Below are 19,031 nucleotides of genomic sequence, written 5' to 3'. Positions count from 1 at the left end.
TTCGGGCCATGGAGGACCTCAGCCTCGACGAACGCGATCTGGCCATCGTGGCGGCCCTCCACGTCGACGCCCGCGTCCCCTGGGGCCGCCTGGGCGAGGTGCTCGGGCTGTCCGACCGTACGGTGGCCCGCCGCGCCAGGCGGCTGATGGACCTGGGCGTGGTCCGCGTCGTCGGCGTGGCCAACCCCTACCACTCCGGCTACACCACGCCGATGATCGTCCGCGGCCGGTGCGCGCGGGGCTCGATCGTCACCATGGCCGGCCTGATCGCCCGCCGCCCCGACACGCTGTGGGTGGACATCCTGGTCGGCGGCACGGACCTCTGCTTCGTCACGTACGCGGGCTCGCGCGAGAGCCGCAACGCCTTCCTGCTCAAGGAACTGCCCGGCCTCGACCAGCTCACCGACGTCTCCGTGCACACCATGATGCACACCTTCAGCGACGCCACCCGCTGGTACCCGCGCTTCCTCAGCGACGACCAGTTCGCCGCCCTCGACGCCGAGCGCGAGGCGCACGAACCCGCCCGCCAGCGGCCCCTGACCGCCGACGACGTGGCCATGATGCGCACGCTGGCCCAGGACGGCCGCGCCGGCTACGTCGAACTCGGCGCCGCCGCGTCCTGCTCGGAGTCGACGGCCCGGCGCCGCCTCCGGCTGCTCACCGGCTACGGCGCGATCAACTTCCACACCGACGTCGAACTGTCGCTGCTGGGCTTCGAAGTCGAGGCCATGGTGTGGATGTCGGTCAAGCCGAGGGCGCTCGAACAGGTGGGCCAGGCCCTGGTCACCGACCCCACCGTCCGCTTCGTCGCGGCCACCACGGGCCCGTCGAACCTGGTCTGCTCGGTGGCCTGCCAGGACATCAGCGCGCTGTACCGGTTCATGGTCGAGGTGGTCGGCGGCCTGCCCGCCGTCACGCACGTGGAGGCGACGCCGATCGCCAGGACCATCAAGCGCGCCGGAGTGATCCGCCGCGACCGCAGCCCGCTCGCCGGTATCCGTCCCGTACGGGCGCGTTAGTGGCGCGATCCGGCGGCTGAGCCCGCCGGATGTCGCTTTCCTTCGATTGCCGTCCCGATGGTGGACGCGCCTGCGTGAAGCTCATCAGGATGAGCTGAGAAGGTGATTTCTGCAATCGTTCGCATGACGTTGAGGAGCTGGGTGCGCGTGACGAGCATAGGTTGGGCCGGCACCGGCCGCATGGGGTTCGCGATGGCCTCGCGGCTGCTGGACGCCGGGCACCGGGTGCGGGTCTGGAACCGCACCAGGGCCAAGGCGGAGCCGCTGGCCGGCAAGGGCGCGGTCGTCGTCGGCGAACTCGCCGACCTGGCCGGCTGCGACGTGGTCTTCACGATGGTCTCCGCCTCCGCCGACCTGGAGGAGGTGGTGCTCGGCGACGGCGGCCTGCTCGCCGCCGCGCCGAGGATCCTCGTCGACGGCTCCACCGTCTCCCCCGAGACCTCCCAGCGGGTACGGCAGGCCGCGGCCGACTGCGGCATCCACATGCTGGCCGCCCCGGTCAGCGGCAACGCCAAGGCCGTCACGGCCGGCCAGGCCAGCATGGCGATCTCCGGCCCGCGCGAGGCGTACGACGAGGTCGAGCCGCTCCTGCTGGCCATCGCGAGGTCCGTCACCCACCTCGGCGAGGGCGACGTGGCCAGGCTGGTCAAGATCTGCCACAACCTGCTGCTCGGGGTGGTGACGCAGTCGCTGGCCGAGGTCACCGTCCTGGCCGAGCGCGGCGGCACGAGCAGGGCCGCGTTCCTGGAGTTCGTCAACGGCTCCGTCCTCGGCTCCGACTTCACCCGCTACAAGACCCCGGCCTTCGTCAATCTGGACCTCACCCCCACCTTCACCCCCGAGCTGCTGCGCAAGGACTTCGACCTGGGCATGGCGGCGGGACGCGCGCATGAGGTCCCGATGCCGCTGGCCGCGCTGACCCACCAGCTCGTCCAGGCCTCGGCGGGCGCCCATGCCGGGCCCGTGGACTTCGCCGTGCTCCTGCTGGAGGTGGCCCGCTCGGCCGGCCTCGTTCTCGAGCCGGAAGAAGCCCCGTGAACCGCGTGCTCGCCCCCGCCCCCGCGCCCGGCCGTACCGCCGTCGACTTCGAGGACCGGGTGGACTTCGCCAGGCTGCGCTCCTACCGCCTGGCCAGGGCGCGCGAGGCCCTCCAGAACTCGGAGCTCGGCGCGCTGCTGGCCTTCGACGTCAACAACATCCGCTACCTCACCTCGACCATGATCGGCGAGTGGGCGCGGGACAAGCTCACCCGATACGCGCTGCTGACGCGTAGCGGCGAGCCGATGGTGTGGGACTTCGGCTCGGCGGCCAGGCACCACCGGCTGCACGCGAGCTGGCTGCGCCCGCAGGACTGCCGGGCCGGGCTGCTGGGACTGCGCGGCGCGGTGGCGCCGGAGGCGGGCCTGATGGAGGCCGCCGCCGCCGAGCTCGCGGCGATCCTGCGCGAGCACGGCGTGGCCGGCGCCCCGGTCGGCGTGGACCTGGTGGAGCCGGCGATGCTGTTCGCGCTCCAGCGGCAGGGGCTCGACGTCCGCGACGGGCAGCAGGTCATGCTCGACGCCCGGCTGATCAAGTCGGCGGACGAGATCAGCCTGCTGTCGACGGCGGCCGCGATGGTCGACGGCGTCTACCAGGACATAGCGGAGGCGCTCAAGCCGGGCGTGCGGGAGAACGAGATCGTCGCGCTGGCGAACAAGCGGCTCTACGAGATGGGCTCCGACGACGTCGAGGCCATCAACGCCGTCTCGGGCGAGCGCTGCAACCCGCATCCGCACAACTTCTCCGACCGCCTCATCCGCCCGGGCGACCAGGTGTACTTCGACATCATCCAGTCGTTCAACGGCTACCGCACCTGCTACTACCGGACCTTCGCGGTCGGCAGGTCCACCCCCGCCCAGCGCGACGCCTACACCCGCGCCCGCGAGTGGATCGACGCCGCCATCGACCTGGTCAAGCCGGGGGTCACGACCGACCAGATCGCCGCCGTCTGGCCCGCCGCGCGGGAGTTCGGCTTCGAGAACGAGATGGAGAGCTTCGGCCTGCAGTTCGGCCACGGGCTGGGGCTGGCGCTGCACGAGCGCCCGGTCATCAGCAGGCTCACCTCGCCCGGGCATCCGATGGAGCTGGCCGAGGGCATGGTCTTCGCCCTGGAGACCTTCTGCCCGGCCGCCGACGGCGTCTCCGCCGCGCGGATCGAGGAGGAGGTCGTCGTCACCGCGGAGGGCCCGCAGGTGATCACCCGCTTCCCCGCCGACGAACTCTACGTCGCCAACGCCTACTGAGTCGCCATCACCTACTGATCGGAAAGGAGCGGACATGGACGCGGGGCGGCGGCTGTACCGCATGCAACTGGAGATGCGGCTGTTCGAGAAACGTGCCTACGACCTGTTCCTGCGCGGCCTGGTGAAGGGGACCAGCCACCTGTCCATCGGCCAGGAGGCGATCGCCGCCGGCTTCGGCGCGGCGATGCGGCCGGACGACTGGACGTTCGCCACCTACCGGGGCCACGCCCACACGCTGGCACGCGGCGTGCCGATGGCCGCGGTCATGGCCGAACTGCTCGGCCGCGTGGACGGCCTGATGGCCGGCAAGGGCGGCTCGATGCACCTGACCAGCGTCGAGCACGGGGTCATGGGCTCCTACGCGATCATCGGCGCGCATCTGCCGATCGCCCTCGGCGCGGCCTGGAGCGCCCAGTACCGCGACAGCGGCCAGGTGGCCGTCTGTTTCTTCGGCGACGGCACCACCAACATCGGCGCCTTCCACGAGGCGCTCAACCTGGCCGCCGTCTGGAAGCTGCCCGTGGTCTTCGTCTGCGAGAACAACCTCTACATGGAGTACACGCCGATCGCCGAGGTGACGGCGGTGCCGCGCCCCGCCGCGGACCGGGCGGCCGCCTACGGCCTGGAGCCGCTGACCGTGGACGGCAACGACGCCGACGCGGTCCACGAGGTGGCCGTGACGGCGCTGGCCAGGGCCCGCGCCGGTGAGGGGCCGAGCCTGGTGGAGGCGCTCACCTACCGCCACGGCGGCCACTCGCGGGCCGATCCGGCCGCCTACCGGCCCGCCGCGGAGGTCGAGGAATGGCTGGCCCGCGACCCGGTGCCCGCCTACCGGGCCCGCCTGCTGGCGGCGGGCGTACCGGAGGCGGACCTGGAGGAGATCGAGGCCGGCGTACGGCAGGCCGTCGACGAGGCCACGGAACGGGCGGAACGCTCCGCCGTACCAGGAGAGGACCTGCTGCTCACCGAGCTGTGGGCGGACGGAGGCGTGTCATGGCGCAACTGACCTACAGGGACGCGGCCGCCCGCGCGATCGCCCAGGAGATGCGGCACGACGAGAGCGTGGTCTTCCTCGGCGAGGACGTGGGCGCGGCGGGCGGGGTGTTCAAGGCGACGAAGGGGCTGCTCGCGGAGTTCGGGCCGCGCCGGGTGCGGGACACGCCGATCAGCGAGCAGGCCATCCTCGGCGCGGCCATGGGCGCCGCGATGACGGGGCTGCGGCCGATCGCGGAGATCATGTTCAGCGACTTCTTCGCGGTCTGCTGGGACCTGGTCGTCAACGAGATCGCCAAGAGCCGCTACATGACCAACGGGCAGGTCTCCTTCCCGCTGGTCATCCGCTCGGCCAACGGCGGCGGGCTGCGGTTCGGCGCCCAGCACTCGCAGAGCGTGGAGAACTGGGCGATGGCGGTGCCCGGCCTGAAGGTGGTGGCGCCGTCGACCCCGGCGGACCTGGTCGGCCTCATGGCCGCCGCGGTCCGCGACCCCGACCCCGTGCTGTTCTTCGAGCACAAGGCGCTCTACCCGGTCAGGGGCGAGGTGCCGGACGGCGACCTGCTCGACTCGCTGGGCACCGCCAGGGTGCGGCGCGCCGGCGGTGACGCCACGATCGTCGCGCTGGCCAACATGGTCCCGCGGGCCATGGCCGCCGCCGAGACGCTGGCCGGGCAGGGCATCGAGTGCGCGGTGGTGGACCTGCGCTCGCTGGTGCCGCTCGACACCGCGACCGTGCTGGCCGAGGTCGCCCGCACGGGCCGGCTGTTCACGGTGGAGGAGAACCCGCGCCTGTGCGGGTGGGGCGCCGAGATCGTCTCGATCGTCACGGAGGAGGCGTTCGGCGCGCTGGCGGGCCCGCCGGTCCGCATCACCACACCGCACCTGCCGCTGCCGTCCGCGGCGACCCTGGAGGACCTCGCGCTGCCGTCCGCGGACCGGATCGCGGCCACGATCGCCAAGGCGCTGTCATGAGGACCGAGCTGTTCGTCGGCGGCGAGTGGCGCGCGGGCGCCGAGCGGTTCACCGTGTTCGATCCCGCGACCGAGGAGCCGATCGCCGAGGTCGCGGGGGCGGGCCTCGCGGACGGGCGGGCGGCCGTCGCCCTCGCGCAGGCCGCCCAGCCCGCGTGGGAGGCCACCCCGCCGCGGGTGCGCGGCGAGATCCTCCGGCGCGCCCACGAGCTGATGGTCTCCCGCATCGAGCCGCTGGCCACCCTGATCACCAGGGAGAACGGCAAGACCTTCGCGGACGCGCGGGCCGAGGTGGCCTACGCCGCCGAGTTCCTGCGCTGGTACGCCGAGGAGGCCGTACGCCTGCAGGGCACGATGCAGACCGCGCCGGGCGGCGGCCGGCGCATCCTGGTCACCCGCAAGGCGGTGGGCGTCGCCCTGCTGGTGACGCCGTGGAACTTCCCCGCCGCGATGGCCACGCGGAAGATCGGGCCCGCGCTGGCCGCCGGCTGCGCCGTGGTGCTCAAACCGGCCGGGGAGACCCCGCTGACCGCCCTGGCGATCGGCGGCCTGCTCGCCGAGGCGGGCGTGCCGGACGGCGTGGTCAACGTGCTGCCCACCCGCCGGTCGGCGGAGCTGGTCTCGGCGATGCTCGACGACCCGCGGGTGCGCAAGCTGTCGTTCACCGGCTCCACCGAGGTGGGCCGCATGCTGCTCGCGCAGGCCGCGCGCACGGTGGTGAACTGCTCGATGGAGCTCGGCGGCAACGCGCCCTTCATCGTCTTCGCCGACGCCGACCTCGACGCCGCGCTGGAGGGCGCGATGCTCGCCAAGATGCGCAACGGCGGCGAGGCGTGCACGGCGGCCAACCGCTTCCTGGTGCAGGAGCCCGTCGCCGAGGAGTTCGCCGCGCGGCTGGCCACGGCGATGTCCGAGCTGCGGCTCGGGCCGGGCCTGGCACCGGACAGCCAGGTGGGGCCGCTGGTCAACGCGGACACCAGGGACAAGGTGGCCGCGCTGGTCGAGAGCTCGGCGGGGACCGTGCTGACCGGTGGCCGGGTCCCCCGCAGGCGCGGCCACTACTACGAGCCGACCGTGCTGTCCGGGGTGGAGCCGGGCGACGCCGTACTCGGGGAGGAGATCTTCGGGCCGGTCGCGCCGGTCGTGACGTTCGCGACCACTGACGAGGCGGTGGCGATGGCCAACGACACCGAGTACGGGCTCGTCTCCTACGTCTACACCGGCGACCTCGCGCACGGCCTGCGGGTCTGCGAACGGCTGGAGAGCGGGATGGCCGGGCTCAACCAGGGGTTGGTCTCCGATCCCGCCGCGCCGTTCGGCGGGGTCAAGCAATCGGGGATCGGGCGCGAAGGCGGCCACGACGGCCTGCTGGAGTTCACCGAGAGCCAGTACATCGCGGTCGCATGGTGACCGCAGATCGAAGGAGGACGACAATGTCGCGGCTGGTCTTTCGCGGCGCCAGGGTGTTCGACGGCACCGGCGCCGATCCCTTTCTCGCCGACGTGGCGGTGGAGGACGGCAGGTTCGCCGAGGTCGGCCTCGGCCTGGAGGGCCACGAGGTGGCCGACGTCCACGGGCTGACGCTGCTGCCCGGCCTGATCAACAGCCACGTGCACGTGGTCGGCTGCGCGCCGACGCTGGAGCAGCGGCTGCGCACGCCGTTCTCCTACCAGTTCTACGCGGCGCTGCCGATCCTGGACCACCTGCTGCGCAGCGGGTTCACCACGGTCAGGGATCTGGCGGGCGCGGACGCGGGGGTCAAGAAGGCCATCGAGGACGGCGTGGTTGACGGGCCCCGGCTCCGCATCGCGATCGAGGCCCTGTCCCCCACGGGCGGCCACATCGACGCCTTCCTGCCGAGCGGGGTCGCGGCGTTCGAGTACTACCTGCCGCACCCGGGCCGCCCGCACGGCGTGGTCGACGGCCCGGAGGAGATCAGGCAGGTCGTGCGCCGCCTGGTCAGGGAGGGCGCCGACTGCATCAAGATCTGCACGACGGACGGCGGCGTGTGGCCGCGCAAGGACCACCTGCCCGCCCACTTCAGGGACGACGAGCTGGCGGCCGTCATGGAGGAGGCGCGCAACGCCGGGCTGCCGGTGGCCTCGCACGCCCACAGCGCCAAGGGCGCGGCCAACGCGGTGCGGGCGGGCGTCGACTCCATCGAGCACGGCACCTTCCTCGACCAGGAGACCGTCGACCTGATGGCCGAGCGGGGCACCTGGCTGGTGCCCACGCTGGTACGCACCTTCGGGCTGCTCGAACACGAGGACGTCGCCGAGCGGGTCGGCCCGGAGCACCTGGCGATCGCCAGGGAGACCGCGCAGGCGCACGGCGAGGCGTTCCGGATGGCGGTGAACGCGGGCGTGCCGATCGCCATGGGCACCGACATGCACGGCGGCGAGTTCCTCGACGAGCTGCGCCACATGAACCGGCTGGGCCTGTCCGCCGCGCAGACCATCGTCTCCACCACCTCGGCGGCGGCCGAGCTGCTCGGCGTGGCGGACGAGGTCGGCAGGATCGCCGCCGGGCTGCGCGCGGACCTCGTCGTCCTGGAGGGCGACCCCTACGACTTCACCGGATGGCCGGAGCGCATCCGCGCCGTGGTCAAGGACGGCCGGCTCGTCCGCGGCGGCCTGGACAAGGAGACGAACCGATGACCCGCACCGTTTTCAAGGGCGCCCGGCTGTTCGACGGGACCGGACACGCGCCGTACGCGGCCGACGTGGCCGTGGAGGGCGGCCGGTTCGCGGCGGTCGGCCCCGATCTCGCCGGAGACGTGGTCGTGGACGTGACGGGCCGCACGCTGCTGCCCGGCCTGTTCGACTGCCACGTCCACGTGCTCGGCGTCGCGCCGACGCTGGCGGAACGGCTGAACGAGCCGTTCTCCTTCCAGTTCTACAACGCCATCACCAACCTGGGCCAGCTGCTGGAGTGCGGCATCACCACCGTGCGCGACTGCGCGGGCGCCGACCTCGGCGTGAAGCGGGCGCTGGAGGACGGGCTGATCAAGGGCCCGCGCCTGCAGATCTCGATCACCGCCATCTCGCAGACCGGCGGGCACATGGACGGCGCCACGCCCTCCGGGCACTGGGTCGATCCCTACTACCTGCCGCATCCCGGCCGGCCCTCCTCCGTCGCCGACGGCGTGACCGGCGTGCGCAAGGTGGTGCGCGAGTCGCTGCGGATGGGGGCCGACTTCATCAAGGTGCTGGCCACGCACAGCGGGAACGCCCGCTTCGAGACGACCCGCTTCACCGTCGCCGAGCTGACCGCGATCGCCGAGGAGGCCAGGGCGGCGGGCGTGCCCGTCGCGGTGCACGCCTACGGGCCCGACGCGGTCAAGGACGCCGTCCGGGCGGGCGCCCGCTCCATCGAGCACGTCGCCTACTTCGACGGCGAGGCGCTGGAGCTGATGCGCGCCAGCGGCGCGTGGCTGGTGCCGACCGTCGCGATGGAGATGTACGAGCTGCCCGGCGCGCAGCTCACCACCGCCGAGGGCGAGCGTGAGGCCATCGGCCACCAGAACGACCCGGGCCGCGACACGGTGGCGGCCGCCAGGCGCGCGCTCGCCGAGCTGAAGCGCGCCAGGGACGCCGGCATCCGCATCGCGATGGGCACCGACTTCGGCAACACGGCGGGCGAGAACCTGGACGAGCTGGCCGCCATGGTGATCGCCGGGCTCACCCCGGCGGAGGCGCTGGTCGCCGCCACCTCCTCGGCCGCCGAGCTGCTCGGCCTCGACGGCGAGCTGGGCACGGTCGCCGTCGGCAAGCGGGCCGACCTGATCGTCGTGGACGGCGACCCGTACGACTTCAAGCTCCTCAAGGGCGCCATCGAGGCCGTCTACATGGACGGCGGGCTCGTGCACGCGAGGAACCCCCGCCATGAGTAGGACGCTGATCGTGCTGCTGCTCCTGCTCACCGGCTGCGCCGCGACGCCGCCCGCACGCGGCTCGGGCGGGACCGTCACCGTCGCCACCATCCAGCAGTGGAGCGGATTCAACCCGCACGTGCCCAGCCAGGGCGAGGCGATCGGGCTGGCCATCGGCAACCTCATCTACCCCTCGCCGTTCGTCGTCGGCCCCGACCTCAGCCCAGCGCTCAACACCGACCTGCTTCTCGGCGCGGAGGTGACGGACAAGGACCCGCTGACCGTCGTCTACACGATCAAGCCGGAGGCGGTCTGGTCGGACGGCGCCCCGATCAGCGCGGACGACTTCGTCTACCTGTGGCGGCACATGAGCGGCAGGGTGAAGGACGCCCAGGTCACCAGCGCGCTCGGGTACGAGTCCATCACCTCGGTCACCGGCTCGGAGTCGGGCAAGAAGGTCACGGTCGTGCTGGACAGGCCGTTCGGCGAGTGGCAGTCGCTGTTCGCCCGGCTGCTGCCGGCCCACTTCCTGGCCAAGCAGGGCGCCGAGCCCAAGAGCTGGAACGAGGGGCTCATCTCGGCGACGCCGCCGACGGCGGGGCCGTTCACCGTCTCGGGCCACCAGCGCGGCCAGACACTGACCTTCAGCCGCAACGCCGCGTGGAAGGGCAGCCGCGCGCAGGCCGACACCGTCGTCCTGCGCTACGTGAAGGACCCGCAGGCCGTGGTGCAGGCCATGGCGAGCGGCGAGGTGGACATCGCCACGCTCGACCCCGACCAGAGCGCGCTCACGCAGCTCAAGGCGCTGCCCTCGGTCAGGGCGGAGCTCGTGCCCACGACGACGGTGCAGTTCCTGGCCTTCCAGTTCGGCCGCGCGCCCGCCTCGGAGCTGCCCGTACGAAAGGCCGTCGCCCTCGCGCTGGACGTCAAGACGGTCACCGCCAAGACGCTGGGCGCGGAAGGCCGGTCCTTCCAGTCCGTCCACCACCTGTATCCGGCCGGCTCGCCCGGCTACACCGACAACCTCGGCGGCCGGTACGGCGCCGGCGACGCGGAAGCGGCCCGCGCCGTCCTGGAGAAGGCGGGATACGAGCGCGGCGCCGACGGCTACTACCGCAAGGCGGGCAAGCCCCTCGTGCTGCGCCACGCCCTGTCCTCGGGCGGCGTGACGGAGCAGCAGATCGCCGTGCTGCTGCAGGACATGCTGGCGAGCGCCGGCATCAAGCTCGACATCGTCACCTCGCCGGACAGCACCTACTTCGAACGGGTGCTGATACCGGGCGACTACGACACCCTCGCCTTCGGCTACCCGGGCTCGGCCTTCCCCGTCTCCTGGTCCGAGGCGCTGTACACGTGCGAGGGCGGCTACAACTTCCAGCGCTTCTGCGACCCCGCCGTGGACGAGCTCTTCGCCGCGGCCACCGGCGCGGTCGACGAGCCGGCCAGGCAGGCGGCGGCCGACACGATCGACAAGGAGCTGTGGGCGCGGCTCTCCCTGTTCCCGCTGTTCACCGTCCCCGACGTCGTCGCCCACAGCACCCGGATCGCCGGCTACCGGCCGCATCCGCTGATGGAGTGGCGTCTGGCGGCGGCGGGCTCCTGGTCGCGGCAGAGCTGACCATGAGTGTGCTCGCCGCCGACCAGGTCGTCCTCGGCCGCTTCCTGCGGCGCGGGAGCGCGGTGGCCGCGCTCGCCTTCCTCGTGCTCGTGGCGGCCGCCGCGTTCGCGGGACCGCTGCTGTGGCGCTACGGCTACGCCGACATCACCCCCGACACCCTCTCCCCGCCGAGCCTGGCGCACCCGCTGGGCACCGACGCGCTCGGGCACGACGTGCTGGCCCAGGTGCTGCGCGGCACCCAGCGCTCGCTGGCCATCGCGATGATCGTGGCGCTCGTCTCCACCACGATCGGCTCGGTGGCCGGCCTGCTCGCCGGCTACCTGGGCGGCTGGCTGGACGTGCTGCTCATGCGCCTGGTCGACGTCCTGCTGACGATCCCGCTCGTCGCGGTGCTCGGTCTGGTCGCGGTACGGCTCGGCACCCGCGAGGGCGCCTGGCTGATCGTCGCCTTCGCCGTCTCCGCCTTCTACTGGGCGCCCATCGCCCGGGTCATCAGGGGCATCACGCTGTCCCTGGCCACCCGGGACTTCGTGGCCTCGGCCAGGATCGTCGGCGCGAGCACGTCCCGCATCCTGCTGCGGCACCTGTTCCCGCACGTGATCGGGCCGGTCGCGGTCGTCGTCACGACGTACGTGTCCGCGGCGATCGCGCTGGAGTCGTCGCTGTCCTTCCTCGGGCTCGGCGTGCAGCCGCCGGACATCTCGCTCGGTCAGCTCGTCGGCGCGGGCACCGGCTTCGCGGCCACCGCGCCCTGGTTGTTCTACGCGCCGAGCCTGGTGGTCATCGCAATCGTCTTCGCCGTCTACCTGGTCGGCGAGGGGCTGCGCGGCTCCTACGACGCGGGGACCGCGCCGTGAGCGGGATCGTGCGCAGGGCGCTGCTGGCCGTACCGCTCGCACTCGTCGCGAGCATCGTGGTGTTCACCGCCGTCTCGCTCGCCGGGGATCCGCTGGCGAGCCTGCGCCAGCCCAACGTGCCGCAGGAGACGCTCGACCTGCGCGCCAAGGAGCTGGGCCTGGACCTGCCGCTGCCGGTGCGCTACTGGAACTGGATCACCGGAGTGCTCCGCGGCGACCTGGGCATCGGCGTCGAGGGCCAGGACATCGCCGCCGAGCTGGTCCAGCGCGGCCTCGTCTCGCTGCGGCTGATCACGCTGGCGCTCGTCGTGGCGGTGCTGATGTCGATCGGCGCCGGGTTCTGGGCCGCGGTGCGCGCGGGCCGCCCGGCCGACCGGGTCATCAGCGCGCTGGCGGTGCTCCTGCTCACGCTGCCCACCTTCTGGATGGCGGTCGTGGTCAAGCAGGGCGGCATCGCGCTCAACCAGCTCGCCGGCTCCGACCTGGTGGCCACGCTCGGTGACGCGACGCCCGGGACCGAGGGGCTCAGCCTCCCGGTACGGCTCGCGGACTACGCCGCCCACCTGCTGCTGCCCACGATCGTGCTGGTGCTGAGCCGGCTGCCGGAGTTCACCCTGTACCAGCGCTCGGCCACCGCCGAGGTGCTGGGCAGCGACTACCTGCTGCTTGCCAGGGCCAAGGGGCTGTCGCGGCGCCGCGTGCTGGTCAGGCACGCGTTGCGCACCTCGCTCGTGCCGATCACGACGATGCTCGCGCTGGAGATCCCGTGGCTGCTCGGCGGCCTGGTCGTCATCGAGACGGTCTTCGGCTGGCACGGCCTGGGAGAGATGCTCGTCGACGGCATCAAGCAGCAGGACGTCAACGCCGTCCTGGCCTTCCTGCTGGTCTCCACGGTCCTCATCACCGTGCTCAACCTCGCCGCCGACCTCCTGTACGGCGTGCTCGACCCGAGGGTGTCCCATGACTGACGTACTGGCGGTGGAACGTCTCGACGTGGCCTACGGCGCCACGCCCATCCTGCGCGAGCTGACCTTCTCCGTGTCCGCGGGCGAGACCCTCGCGGTGGTCGGCGAGTCCGGCTCCGGCAAGTCGACGCTCGCCCTGGCCCTGCTCGGACTGCTGCCCGAGCGCGCCCGGGTGGGCGGTTCGATCAGGTTCGGCGGCGCGGAGCTGACCGGCAGGACCGAGTCGGAGCTGCGGCACGTGCGCGGCGGCGGCATCGCCTTCGTGCCGCAGAACCCGCTCGGCTCGCTGAACCCGGTCTACCGCATCGGACACCAACTGGCCGAGGTGCTGCGCGCCCACACCCGGCTGACCAGGGCGGAGATCCCGGGCCGTTGCGCCGAGCTGCTGGCCGCGGTCGGAGTTGGCGACCCAGCCGCCTACCCGCACCAGCTCTCCGGCGGCATGTGCCAGCGCGTGGTGATCGCGATGGCGATGGCGGGCGATCCCGAGCTCATCGTCGCGGACGAGCCGACCAGCGCTTTGGACGTCACCGTCCAGGCGCAGGTGCTGGAGGCGCTGGACGCGGCGCGCGCGGCGACGGGCGCCGCGCTCATGCTGATCACCCACGATCTCGCCGTGGTGGCCAGGCACGCCGACCGGGTCATGGTCATGCGTGACGGGCGCGCCGTGGAGATCGGCGCGGCCGTCGAGGTCTTCGGCCGGCCGCGCATGCCGTACACCAAAGCCCTGCTCGGCGCGCTGCCGGGGGCGGCGCCCGCGCGCGAGCCGGAGGGCGAGGACGAGCCGGTCCTGCGGGTCTCCGGCCTCGTGCGGCACTTCCCGGTACGGCGGGGCCAGGTGCACGCGCTGTGCGAGGTCTCGCTCGACCTGCGCAGGGGCCGCACCCACGCGCTGGTCGGCGAGTCGGGCAGCGGCAAGAGCACGTTCGGCCGGTCGGTGGTGCGGCTGGACACGCCCACCGCGGGATCGATCGTGCACGACGGCGTCGAGGTGGCGCGGGCGAAGGAGCGCGCGCTCAAGGGCTACCGGCGCACCGTGCAGATGGTGATGCAGGACCCGACCGCCGCGCTCAACCCCAAGCTCACCGTCGGCGACCTGCTCGCCGAGCCGCTGCGCGTCCACGGCCACCCGGACCGGGTCGCCGAGCTGCTGGAGCTGGTCGGGCTGCCGCCGGGGCACGCCACCCGCTATCCCCGGCAGCTCTCCGGCGGGCAACGGCAGCGGGTGGCCATCGCCAGGGCGCTGGCGGTGGAGCCGCAGGTGCTGGTGCTCGACGAGCCGCTGTCCGCGCTGGACGCCTCGATCCAGGCGGAGATCCTGGAGCTGCTGGAGAGCCTGCAACGGCGGCTGCGGCTGGCGTACCTGTTCATCACGCACGACCTGGGGCTGGTGCGCCGGAGCGCCGACTGGGTGAGCGTGCTGTACCTCGGCAGGGTCGCCGAGTCGGGTCCGGCGCGCGAGGTGCTCGACCGGCCCGCGCATCCCTACACCCGGGCGCTGCTGGCGGCGGTGCCCCTTCCCGATCCGGTGGCCGAGCGCGGGCGCAGGCGGATCCTGCTGCCCGGCGAGCCGCCCAGCGCCCTGGCGCCGCCGTCCGGCTGCCGTTTCCGCCCGCGCTGCCCCGTCTACGCCGTCGCTCCCGAGACGGCCAGAACGCGCTGCCGCGAGGAGCGGCCAGAGCCCCATCCCCTCGGCACGGCCTCGGTGGCCTGCCATTTCCCGCACCAGGAAGGAGCCGCCTGATGTCTCAGGGCAGATCTGTGGAAGTGAAGGACGTGGGCGTCGGCCCGTTCGCGTACACGGCGGAGAGCACCGTCAGCGGCGCGCCGCGCCGCCCCGTCACCGAGCCGGAGCCGGGCACGTACGGCCTCGACCCCGAGACCGGCCGGTGGCGGCACCCGGAGGCCGCCGAGCCGCGCTGGGGACCGATTCCCAACGAGTGGAGCCTCGACCACTACGACGAGAACACCTACCTGCACAACACCGCGGTCGAGAAGTTCTACCCGATCGTCGTCTGGCCCCGGCACAGCTGGGCCGCGCTCGCCGACTTCGACGGCCGCCGCGTCATGTACCACTACTACCGGCGCAAGCTCGTCGTCATCGACGTCACCCTCCCGCAGGACGCGCGGGTGCTGCTGGAACGCGAGTACGACGACGTCGACGGCTTCGGCCCGATCGTCATCAAGGACAACCCCCGGCTCGGCAAGAAGATCATGATCCAGGCGCTGGAGATCCCGCGGTTCGGCGTGGTCGAGAACAAGTACACCGGCCCCGAGGGGGTCGCCACCGTGCGCGGCGACTGCATGCTGCGCGGCTTCAAGGTCTACGAGCTGCACGGCCCGCTGCCCGAGCAGTGGGAGCTGCTCAGCGAGGTCACCACGGACCCGGCGCGGACCGCGGACGAGCGGCCCCAGGAGGGCTCCGGCGCCATCGACGTCCCGGTCTACTTCGGCGGCGACCTTCTCTACATCGCCGCCGCGCCGGACGACACCTTCCGCCACAACGAGTACAAGACGGTCCTGTGGGCCGGCGCGCAGCTCGTCTACGACCTGCGCGACCCGCGCCACCCCCGCCTGCTGGACACCTGGTGGGCGCCGGGCTCGCGGGCGGGTGAGGAAGAGGAGTACGACCGCAACCCGCGCGCGGGCAACCAGACCTCGTGGATGGGCGCGCGGATGCCGGTCTTCGTGCCGAATGAGCACAGCAGGTACGGCTACGCCGCGATGGGCGGCTTCGGCATGTACGTCCTGGACGTCTCCGACCCGGCCGACCTCAAGGCCGTCGGCCACCTGGAACTGCCGCCCAGCGTGCCGGGCACCGAATGCGACACCGTCGTCGTCTCCCGCGTCGAGGAGACCGGCGTGGTCTACCTCAACGGCTATCCGCTGAACCAGGACGGGCACGAGCCGTACAAGGAGATCTACGCCGTGGACGTGAGCGATCCGGCCAACCCGGTCATCATCTCCACCCTCCCCCGGCCGGTCCCGCCGGAGGAGGCGCCGTTCACCGACTGGGTGCAGCGCGGGGGCATGTTCGGGCCCAAGCGGCCCGGCTACTACCTGAACGACACCGGCACCCCGCACCCCACCGTGATGCCGTACGTCTTCTACAACGCCGGGGTCCAGTTCTTCGACGTGAGCGATCCGCGCGAGGTGAGGATCGCCGGGTGGTTCGTGCCGAAGATGTGCGACCTCTCGGTCTCCGACGACATCGCCAACCCGGTGGGGAGCATGGTCATCGAGTGGGACCGGCGGCTGATCTGGGTCTTCAGCAACCACGGCATGTACCTGATCTCCAGCCCGCTGCTGGGCGAGCCGGTCCTGGGCCCGCCGCCCCGCTGAGGGGGTTTCACCGGCCGAAGTCCCGGCGGCGCAGGGCGTGCAGCCCGCCGTACAGGAGGATCGCGGTGACGGCGAGCAGGGCGGCCAGGGAGCCCGGGTGGAACGGCTCGTCGCCGAAGGGGTTGCGGACGTAGTGGAGCGGTTCCAGCGGACTGCCGCCCCAGAGGCCGTACAGGGGGCCGGCCACCTGGCCGAGGAGGGCGGTCAGGATCCAGGCGATCCAGGAGATCGCGATGCCGGCCCGCGGGAGCAGGCCGTACGCGAGGACGCAGACCGCCCCCACGCACCACGCGGCCGGGACGACGCTCAGCGCGCCCAGCAGGAAGCGGGGCAGGTCGGTGGACAGGTCGCCGACGAGCACGGAGAAGAGGGTGCCGAAGACGAGCCCGGCCACCGCCATCAGCGCGGCCGTGCCGAGCCCGGTCACGACCAGGTGCCCGGCGGCCCAGCGCAGCCGGGTCAGCGGGGTGGCCTGGACGGCTTCGGCCCGTCCCGAGGTCTCCTCCTCGCGCAGCCGCAGCGTCATGAGGACCGGGTAGAGCGTGACGACGTAGGCGAGGATGAGGATCAGGTACCAGGAGTAGCCGCCGACGGCCGCGGACGGCATGCCGAGCATCTTGACGATGCCGTCGGTGACGACGCTGGGCCGGGCGAGCAGGTCCTTGACGAAGGGGCTCAGTCCGGCCGCGGCGGCGGCGAAGAAGGCGATCCCGGCCGCCCAGGAGAGCAGCAGGGTGCGGTGCAGCCGCCAGGCGACGGCGACCGGGCCGCGCAGGCGGGTGGTGGTGGCGGGTCCGAGGCGTTCGGGCAGGAGGCCGGCGCCCAGGTCGCGCCGCTCCAGCAGGCGGTGGGCGAGCGCCAGCAGGGCGGCGCCGGCCAGGAGTGACAGGCCGAGCATCCACCACCTTTCGTCCTGGTACGGGCGCACCAGGTGGCTCCAGCCGATCGGCGACAGGCCCGCCAGCCAGTGCCGGCCCGTGGCGTCGCCGGCGTAGCGCAGCACGTAGGAGACGGCCAGGACGGACAGGCCGATCGTGGTGGCGGTGCGGGCGTTGCGGGCGAGCTGGGCGGCGACGGCGGCGACGCCGCCGAACACCCAGCCGGCCGCCGCCACGGCGCCCGCGTAGGCGAGCGAGCCGACCGGCTCGAACCCGATCCCGATCAGCACGGCGGCGACGGCCAGCCCGCTGGCCAGGCTGACGCCCGTGGCCACCAGGACGGCGGCGGTCAGCGGGGCGTCGCGGCCGACCACGGCCGAGCCGACCAGTTCGGCGCGGCCGCTGTCCTCCTCCCTGCGGGTGTGCCGGACGACGGACATGACCGCGGCCAGGGCGCTGAACACGTACAGGAATCCGCCGCTGCGCCAGGTGGCGAGGACGTCCAGCCGGGGTTCGACGCCGCCGCCGCCGAGCGCGTACAGGAAGGGGCTGCGCAGGATGGTCTGGGTGTATTCGACCTTGAGCGCGTACGTGCCCATGCGGGTGGTGATGTAGTTGACCATGATCAGGGCCAGGGTCACGATGAGCAGCACCCACCAGGGGGCGATGGCCCGTTCGCGGCGTAGGGCCAGGCGGGTGAGCCGGCCGGTGCCGGACAGGGCGCTCACCTGCGGGTCCTGGTGGTGTCGTAGTGGCGCAGGAACAGTTCTTCCAGCGTGGGCGGGTGGCTGACGAGGCCGCGTACGCCGGCCTGGGTGAGGTGGCGCAGCGCGGCGTCCAGCGCGGGCGCGTCGACCTCGAAGCTGACCTGGGCGCCGTCGGCGCGCAGGTCGTGCACGCCGGGCAGGGCGGCCAGCCCGTGCGGCGGCCCGGCCAGCTCGGCCCGAATGCTGGTGCGCGACAGGTGCCGCAGGTCGGCGAGGGTGCCGGTGTCGACCGTGCGGCCGTCGCGGATGATGGTCACCCGGTCGCACAGGGTCTCGACCTCGCTCAGGATGTGGCTCGACAGCAGCACCGTGCGGTCGCCGCGTTCCTTCTCCTCCCGTACGGCTGCGCGGAACACCTCCTCCATGAGCGGGTCGAGCCCGGAGGTGGGCTCGTCCAGGATGAGCAGTTCGGCGTCGCCGGCCAGGGCGGCGACGAGGGCGACCTTCTGCCGGTTGCCCTTGGAGTAGGTGCGGCACTTCTTGCGCGGGTCGAGGTCGAAGCGCTCGACCAGCTCGGCGCGCCGCTTGGGGTCGAGCCCGCCGCGCAGATCGCCGAGCAGGTCGATGACCTCGCCGCCGGACAGGTGCGGCCAGAGGGTGAGGTCACCGGGCACGTACGCGAGCCTGCGGTGCAGCGTGGTCGCCTCGGTCCAGGGGTCGCCGCCCAGCAGCCCGGCGTGACCGGCGTCCGCGCGGACCAGGCCCAGCAGGATCCGGATCGTGGTGCTCTTGCCCGCGCCGTTCGGCCCGAGGAACCCGTGCACCTCACCCGTGCGGACGACCAGGTCGAGCCCGTCCAGCGCCCGCGCGGAGCCGAACGCCTTGACCAGCCCGTCCACCATGACGGCGTCAGTCATCTTTCTTCCTCTTCGACGTGAGGGGTTGGAGCGCGGCCACACGACCACACAGAATGCTTCACGCGAAAGAAGCCTACTACACAGCCGTGTAGTCGTGTTCAGGCCCGGCCGCCCGACATCGTCCGCCCTTTCCTCTCCTTGTCAGGTGACCGGGACGGAGTGGACCGCGCTCTTCCGCATCCACAGCCGGATGGCCGACCGGCTGCGGGCGGGGAACACGTTCCTGGTCGGCGACGCCGCGCACACCCGACCGCGCGTTCGCGCTGGAGGCGACCGGCTCCCCCGTCGTCGCGTGGATCAGGGGCCACCTGGCCGGTCCGCTCATCGGCCCGATCATGCGGCTGAGCCGCCCGAGGGCGCGGGTCTGGCAACTGTTCGCGCAGACGTGGATCACCTACCGGGACAGTCCGATCGGCGCGGGCGCGCGGGCGCGCGGGCGCGCGGGCGCGCGGCCGGGCCGAGCCGGACGCCGTCCCCGCCGACCTCGGGCACCACCTCCTCGTGCCCTCGGCGGAACGGCTCCGCGCCGCGACGGTGGTCGCGTCCCTGCCGTTCGCGGTGCGCGTCCACGACGGCCCGCCGGGCGACCCGCTCGCTCGGCTGATCCG

At 72.7% G+C, this 19,031-nt stretch carries 16 protein-coding genes; 14 read left to right on the top strand and 2 right to left on the bottom strand.

The window, feature by feature from the left end; translation table 11 throughout:
- The first annotated feature begins 8 nt into the window (after positions 1–8).
- The 13 genes from ACIBEJ_RS24330 (at position 9) to ACIBEJ_RS24270 (ending at position 15,921) form a co-directional block, all read left to right on the top strand.
- On the top strand, positions 9–1,019 hold the full coding sequence (locus ACIBEJ_RS24330; RefSeq protein WP_397185078.1) for an Lrp/AsnC family transcriptional regulator: 1,011 nt from the start codon (positions 9–11) through the stop codon (positions 1,017–1,019).
- Positions 1,020–1,166: 147 nt separating this feature from the next.
- Entirely contained in the window at positions 1,167–2,057 is an 891-nt protein-coding gene (locus ACIBEJ_RS24325; protein WP_397185077.1) for an NAD(P)-dependent oxidoreductase, read from the top strand.
- Entirely contained in the window at positions 2,054–3,301 is a 1,248-nt protein-coding gene (locus tag ACIBEJ_RS24320) for a M24 family metallopeptidase (RefSeq protein WP_397185076.1), read from the top strand. Before ACIBEJ_RS24325 ends, ACIBEJ_RS24320 begins: the two co-directional genes overlap by 4 nt.
- Positions 3,302–3,335: 34 nt before the next feature.
- Positions 3,336–4,307 (top strand): thiamine pyrophosphate-dependent dehydrogenase E1 component subunit alpha, encoded by a 972-nt coding sequence (locus tag ACIBEJ_RS24315; RefSeq protein WP_397185075.1) that lies wholly within the window; start codon positions 3,336–3,338, stop codon positions 4,305–4,307.
- Positions 4,295–5,269: an alpha-ketoacid dehydrogenase subunit beta gene (locus tag ACIBEJ_RS24310; protein WP_397185074.1), complete on the top strand. Its 975-nt coding sequence runs from the start codon at positions 4,295–4,297 to the stop codon at positions 5,267–5,269. Before ACIBEJ_RS24315 ends, ACIBEJ_RS24310 begins: the two co-directional genes overlap by 13 nt.
- Positions 5,266–6,678, top strand: a complete 1,413-nt coding sequence (locus tag ACIBEJ_RS24305; RefSeq protein WP_397185073.1) for an NAD-dependent succinate-semialdehyde dehydrogenase — start codon at positions 5,266–5,268, stop codon at positions 6,676–6,678. The genes ACIBEJ_RS24310 and ACIBEJ_RS24305 overlap by 4 nt, the downstream gene beginning before the upstream one ends.
- Positions 6,679–6,701: 23 nt before the next feature.
- Positions 6,702–7,925 carry an amidohydrolase family protein gene (locus ACIBEJ_RS24300; protein ID WP_397185072.1) on the top strand — a complete coding sequence of 408 codons (1,224 nt, stop codon included), beginning with the start codon at positions 6,702–6,704 and terminating at the stop codon, positions 7,923–7,925.
- A complete protein-coding gene (locus ACIBEJ_RS24295) occupies positions 7,922–9,160 on the top strand; it encodes an amidohydrolase family protein (protein ID WP_397185071.1) in 1,239 nt (412 codons plus the stop codon). Before ACIBEJ_RS24300 ends, ACIBEJ_RS24295 begins: the two co-directional genes overlap by 4 nt.
- On the top strand, positions 9,153–10,757 hold the full coding sequence (locus tag ACIBEJ_RS24290) for an ABC transporter family substrate-binding protein (protein WP_397185070.1): 1,605 nt from the start codon (positions 9,153–9,155) through the stop codon (positions 10,755–10,757). Before ACIBEJ_RS24295 ends, ACIBEJ_RS24290 begins: the two co-directional genes overlap by 8 nt.
- Before the next feature lie 2 nt (positions 10,758–10,759).
- A complete protein-coding gene (locus tag ACIBEJ_RS24285; protein ID WP_397185069.1) occupies positions 10,760–11,614 on the top strand; it encodes an ABC transporter permease in 855 nt (284 codons plus the stop codon).
- Entirely contained in the window at positions 11,611–12,582 is a 972-nt protein-coding gene (locus tag ACIBEJ_RS24280; RefSeq protein ID WP_397185068.1) for an ABC transporter permease, read from the top strand. The genes ACIBEJ_RS24285 and ACIBEJ_RS24280 overlap by 4 nt, the downstream gene beginning before the upstream one ends.
- Complete coding sequence (locus tag ACIBEJ_RS24275; protein ID WP_397185067.1) at positions 12,575–14,323, top strand: dipeptide ABC transporter ATP-binding protein; 1,749 nt, start codon at positions 12,575–12,577, stop codon at positions 14,321–14,323. Before ACIBEJ_RS24280 ends, ACIBEJ_RS24275 begins: the two co-directional genes overlap by 8 nt.
- Entirely contained in the window at positions 14,323–15,921 is a 1,599-nt protein-coding gene (locus ACIBEJ_RS24270) for an LVIVD repeat-containing protein (RefSeq protein ID WP_397185066.1), read from the top strand. Before ACIBEJ_RS24275 ends, ACIBEJ_RS24270 begins: the two co-directional genes overlap by 1 nt.
- Before the next feature lie 7 nt (positions 15,922–15,928).
- Here ACIBEJ_RS24270 and ACIBEJ_RS24265 read toward each other — a convergent pair whose 3' ends face one another.
- Together ACIBEJ_RS24265 and ACIBEJ_RS24260 are read right to left on the bottom strand one after the other, a co-directional pair.
- On the bottom strand, positions 15,929–17,527 hold the full coding sequence (locus tag ACIBEJ_RS24265; protein WP_397185065.1) for an ABC transporter permease: 1,599 nt from the start codon (positions 17,525–17,527) through the stop codon (positions 15,929–15,931).
- On the bottom strand, positions 17,524–18,423 hold the full coding sequence (locus tag ACIBEJ_RS24260; protein WP_397185064.1) for an ATP-binding cassette domain-containing protein: 900 nt from the start codon (positions 18,421–18,423) through the stop codon (positions 17,524–17,526). The genes ACIBEJ_RS24265 and ACIBEJ_RS24260 overlap by 4 nt, the downstream gene beginning before the upstream one ends.
- On the opposite strand from ACIBEJ_RS24260, the gene ACIBEJ_RS24255 reads away from it, so the two are divergent.
- Positions 18,407–19,027, top strand: coding sequence for an FAD-dependent monooxygenase (locus ACIBEJ_RS24255; protein ID WP_397185063.1), 621 nt, complete (start codon positions 18,407–18,409; stop codon positions 19,025–19,027). The genes ACIBEJ_RS24260 and ACIBEJ_RS24255 overlap by 17 nt on opposite strands.
- Positions 19,028–19,031: the final 4 nt, after the last annotated feature.

It is taken from the genome of Nonomuraea sp. NPDC050790 (genome assembly GCF_044456745.1).
Taxonomy (GTDB): domain Bacteria; phylum Actinomycetota; class Actinomycetes; order Streptosporangiales; family Streptosporangiaceae; genus Nonomuraea.
The sequence above is the reverse complement of the archived record's forward strand: the minus strand, read 5'-3'. Positions and strand labels throughout refer to the sequence as shown.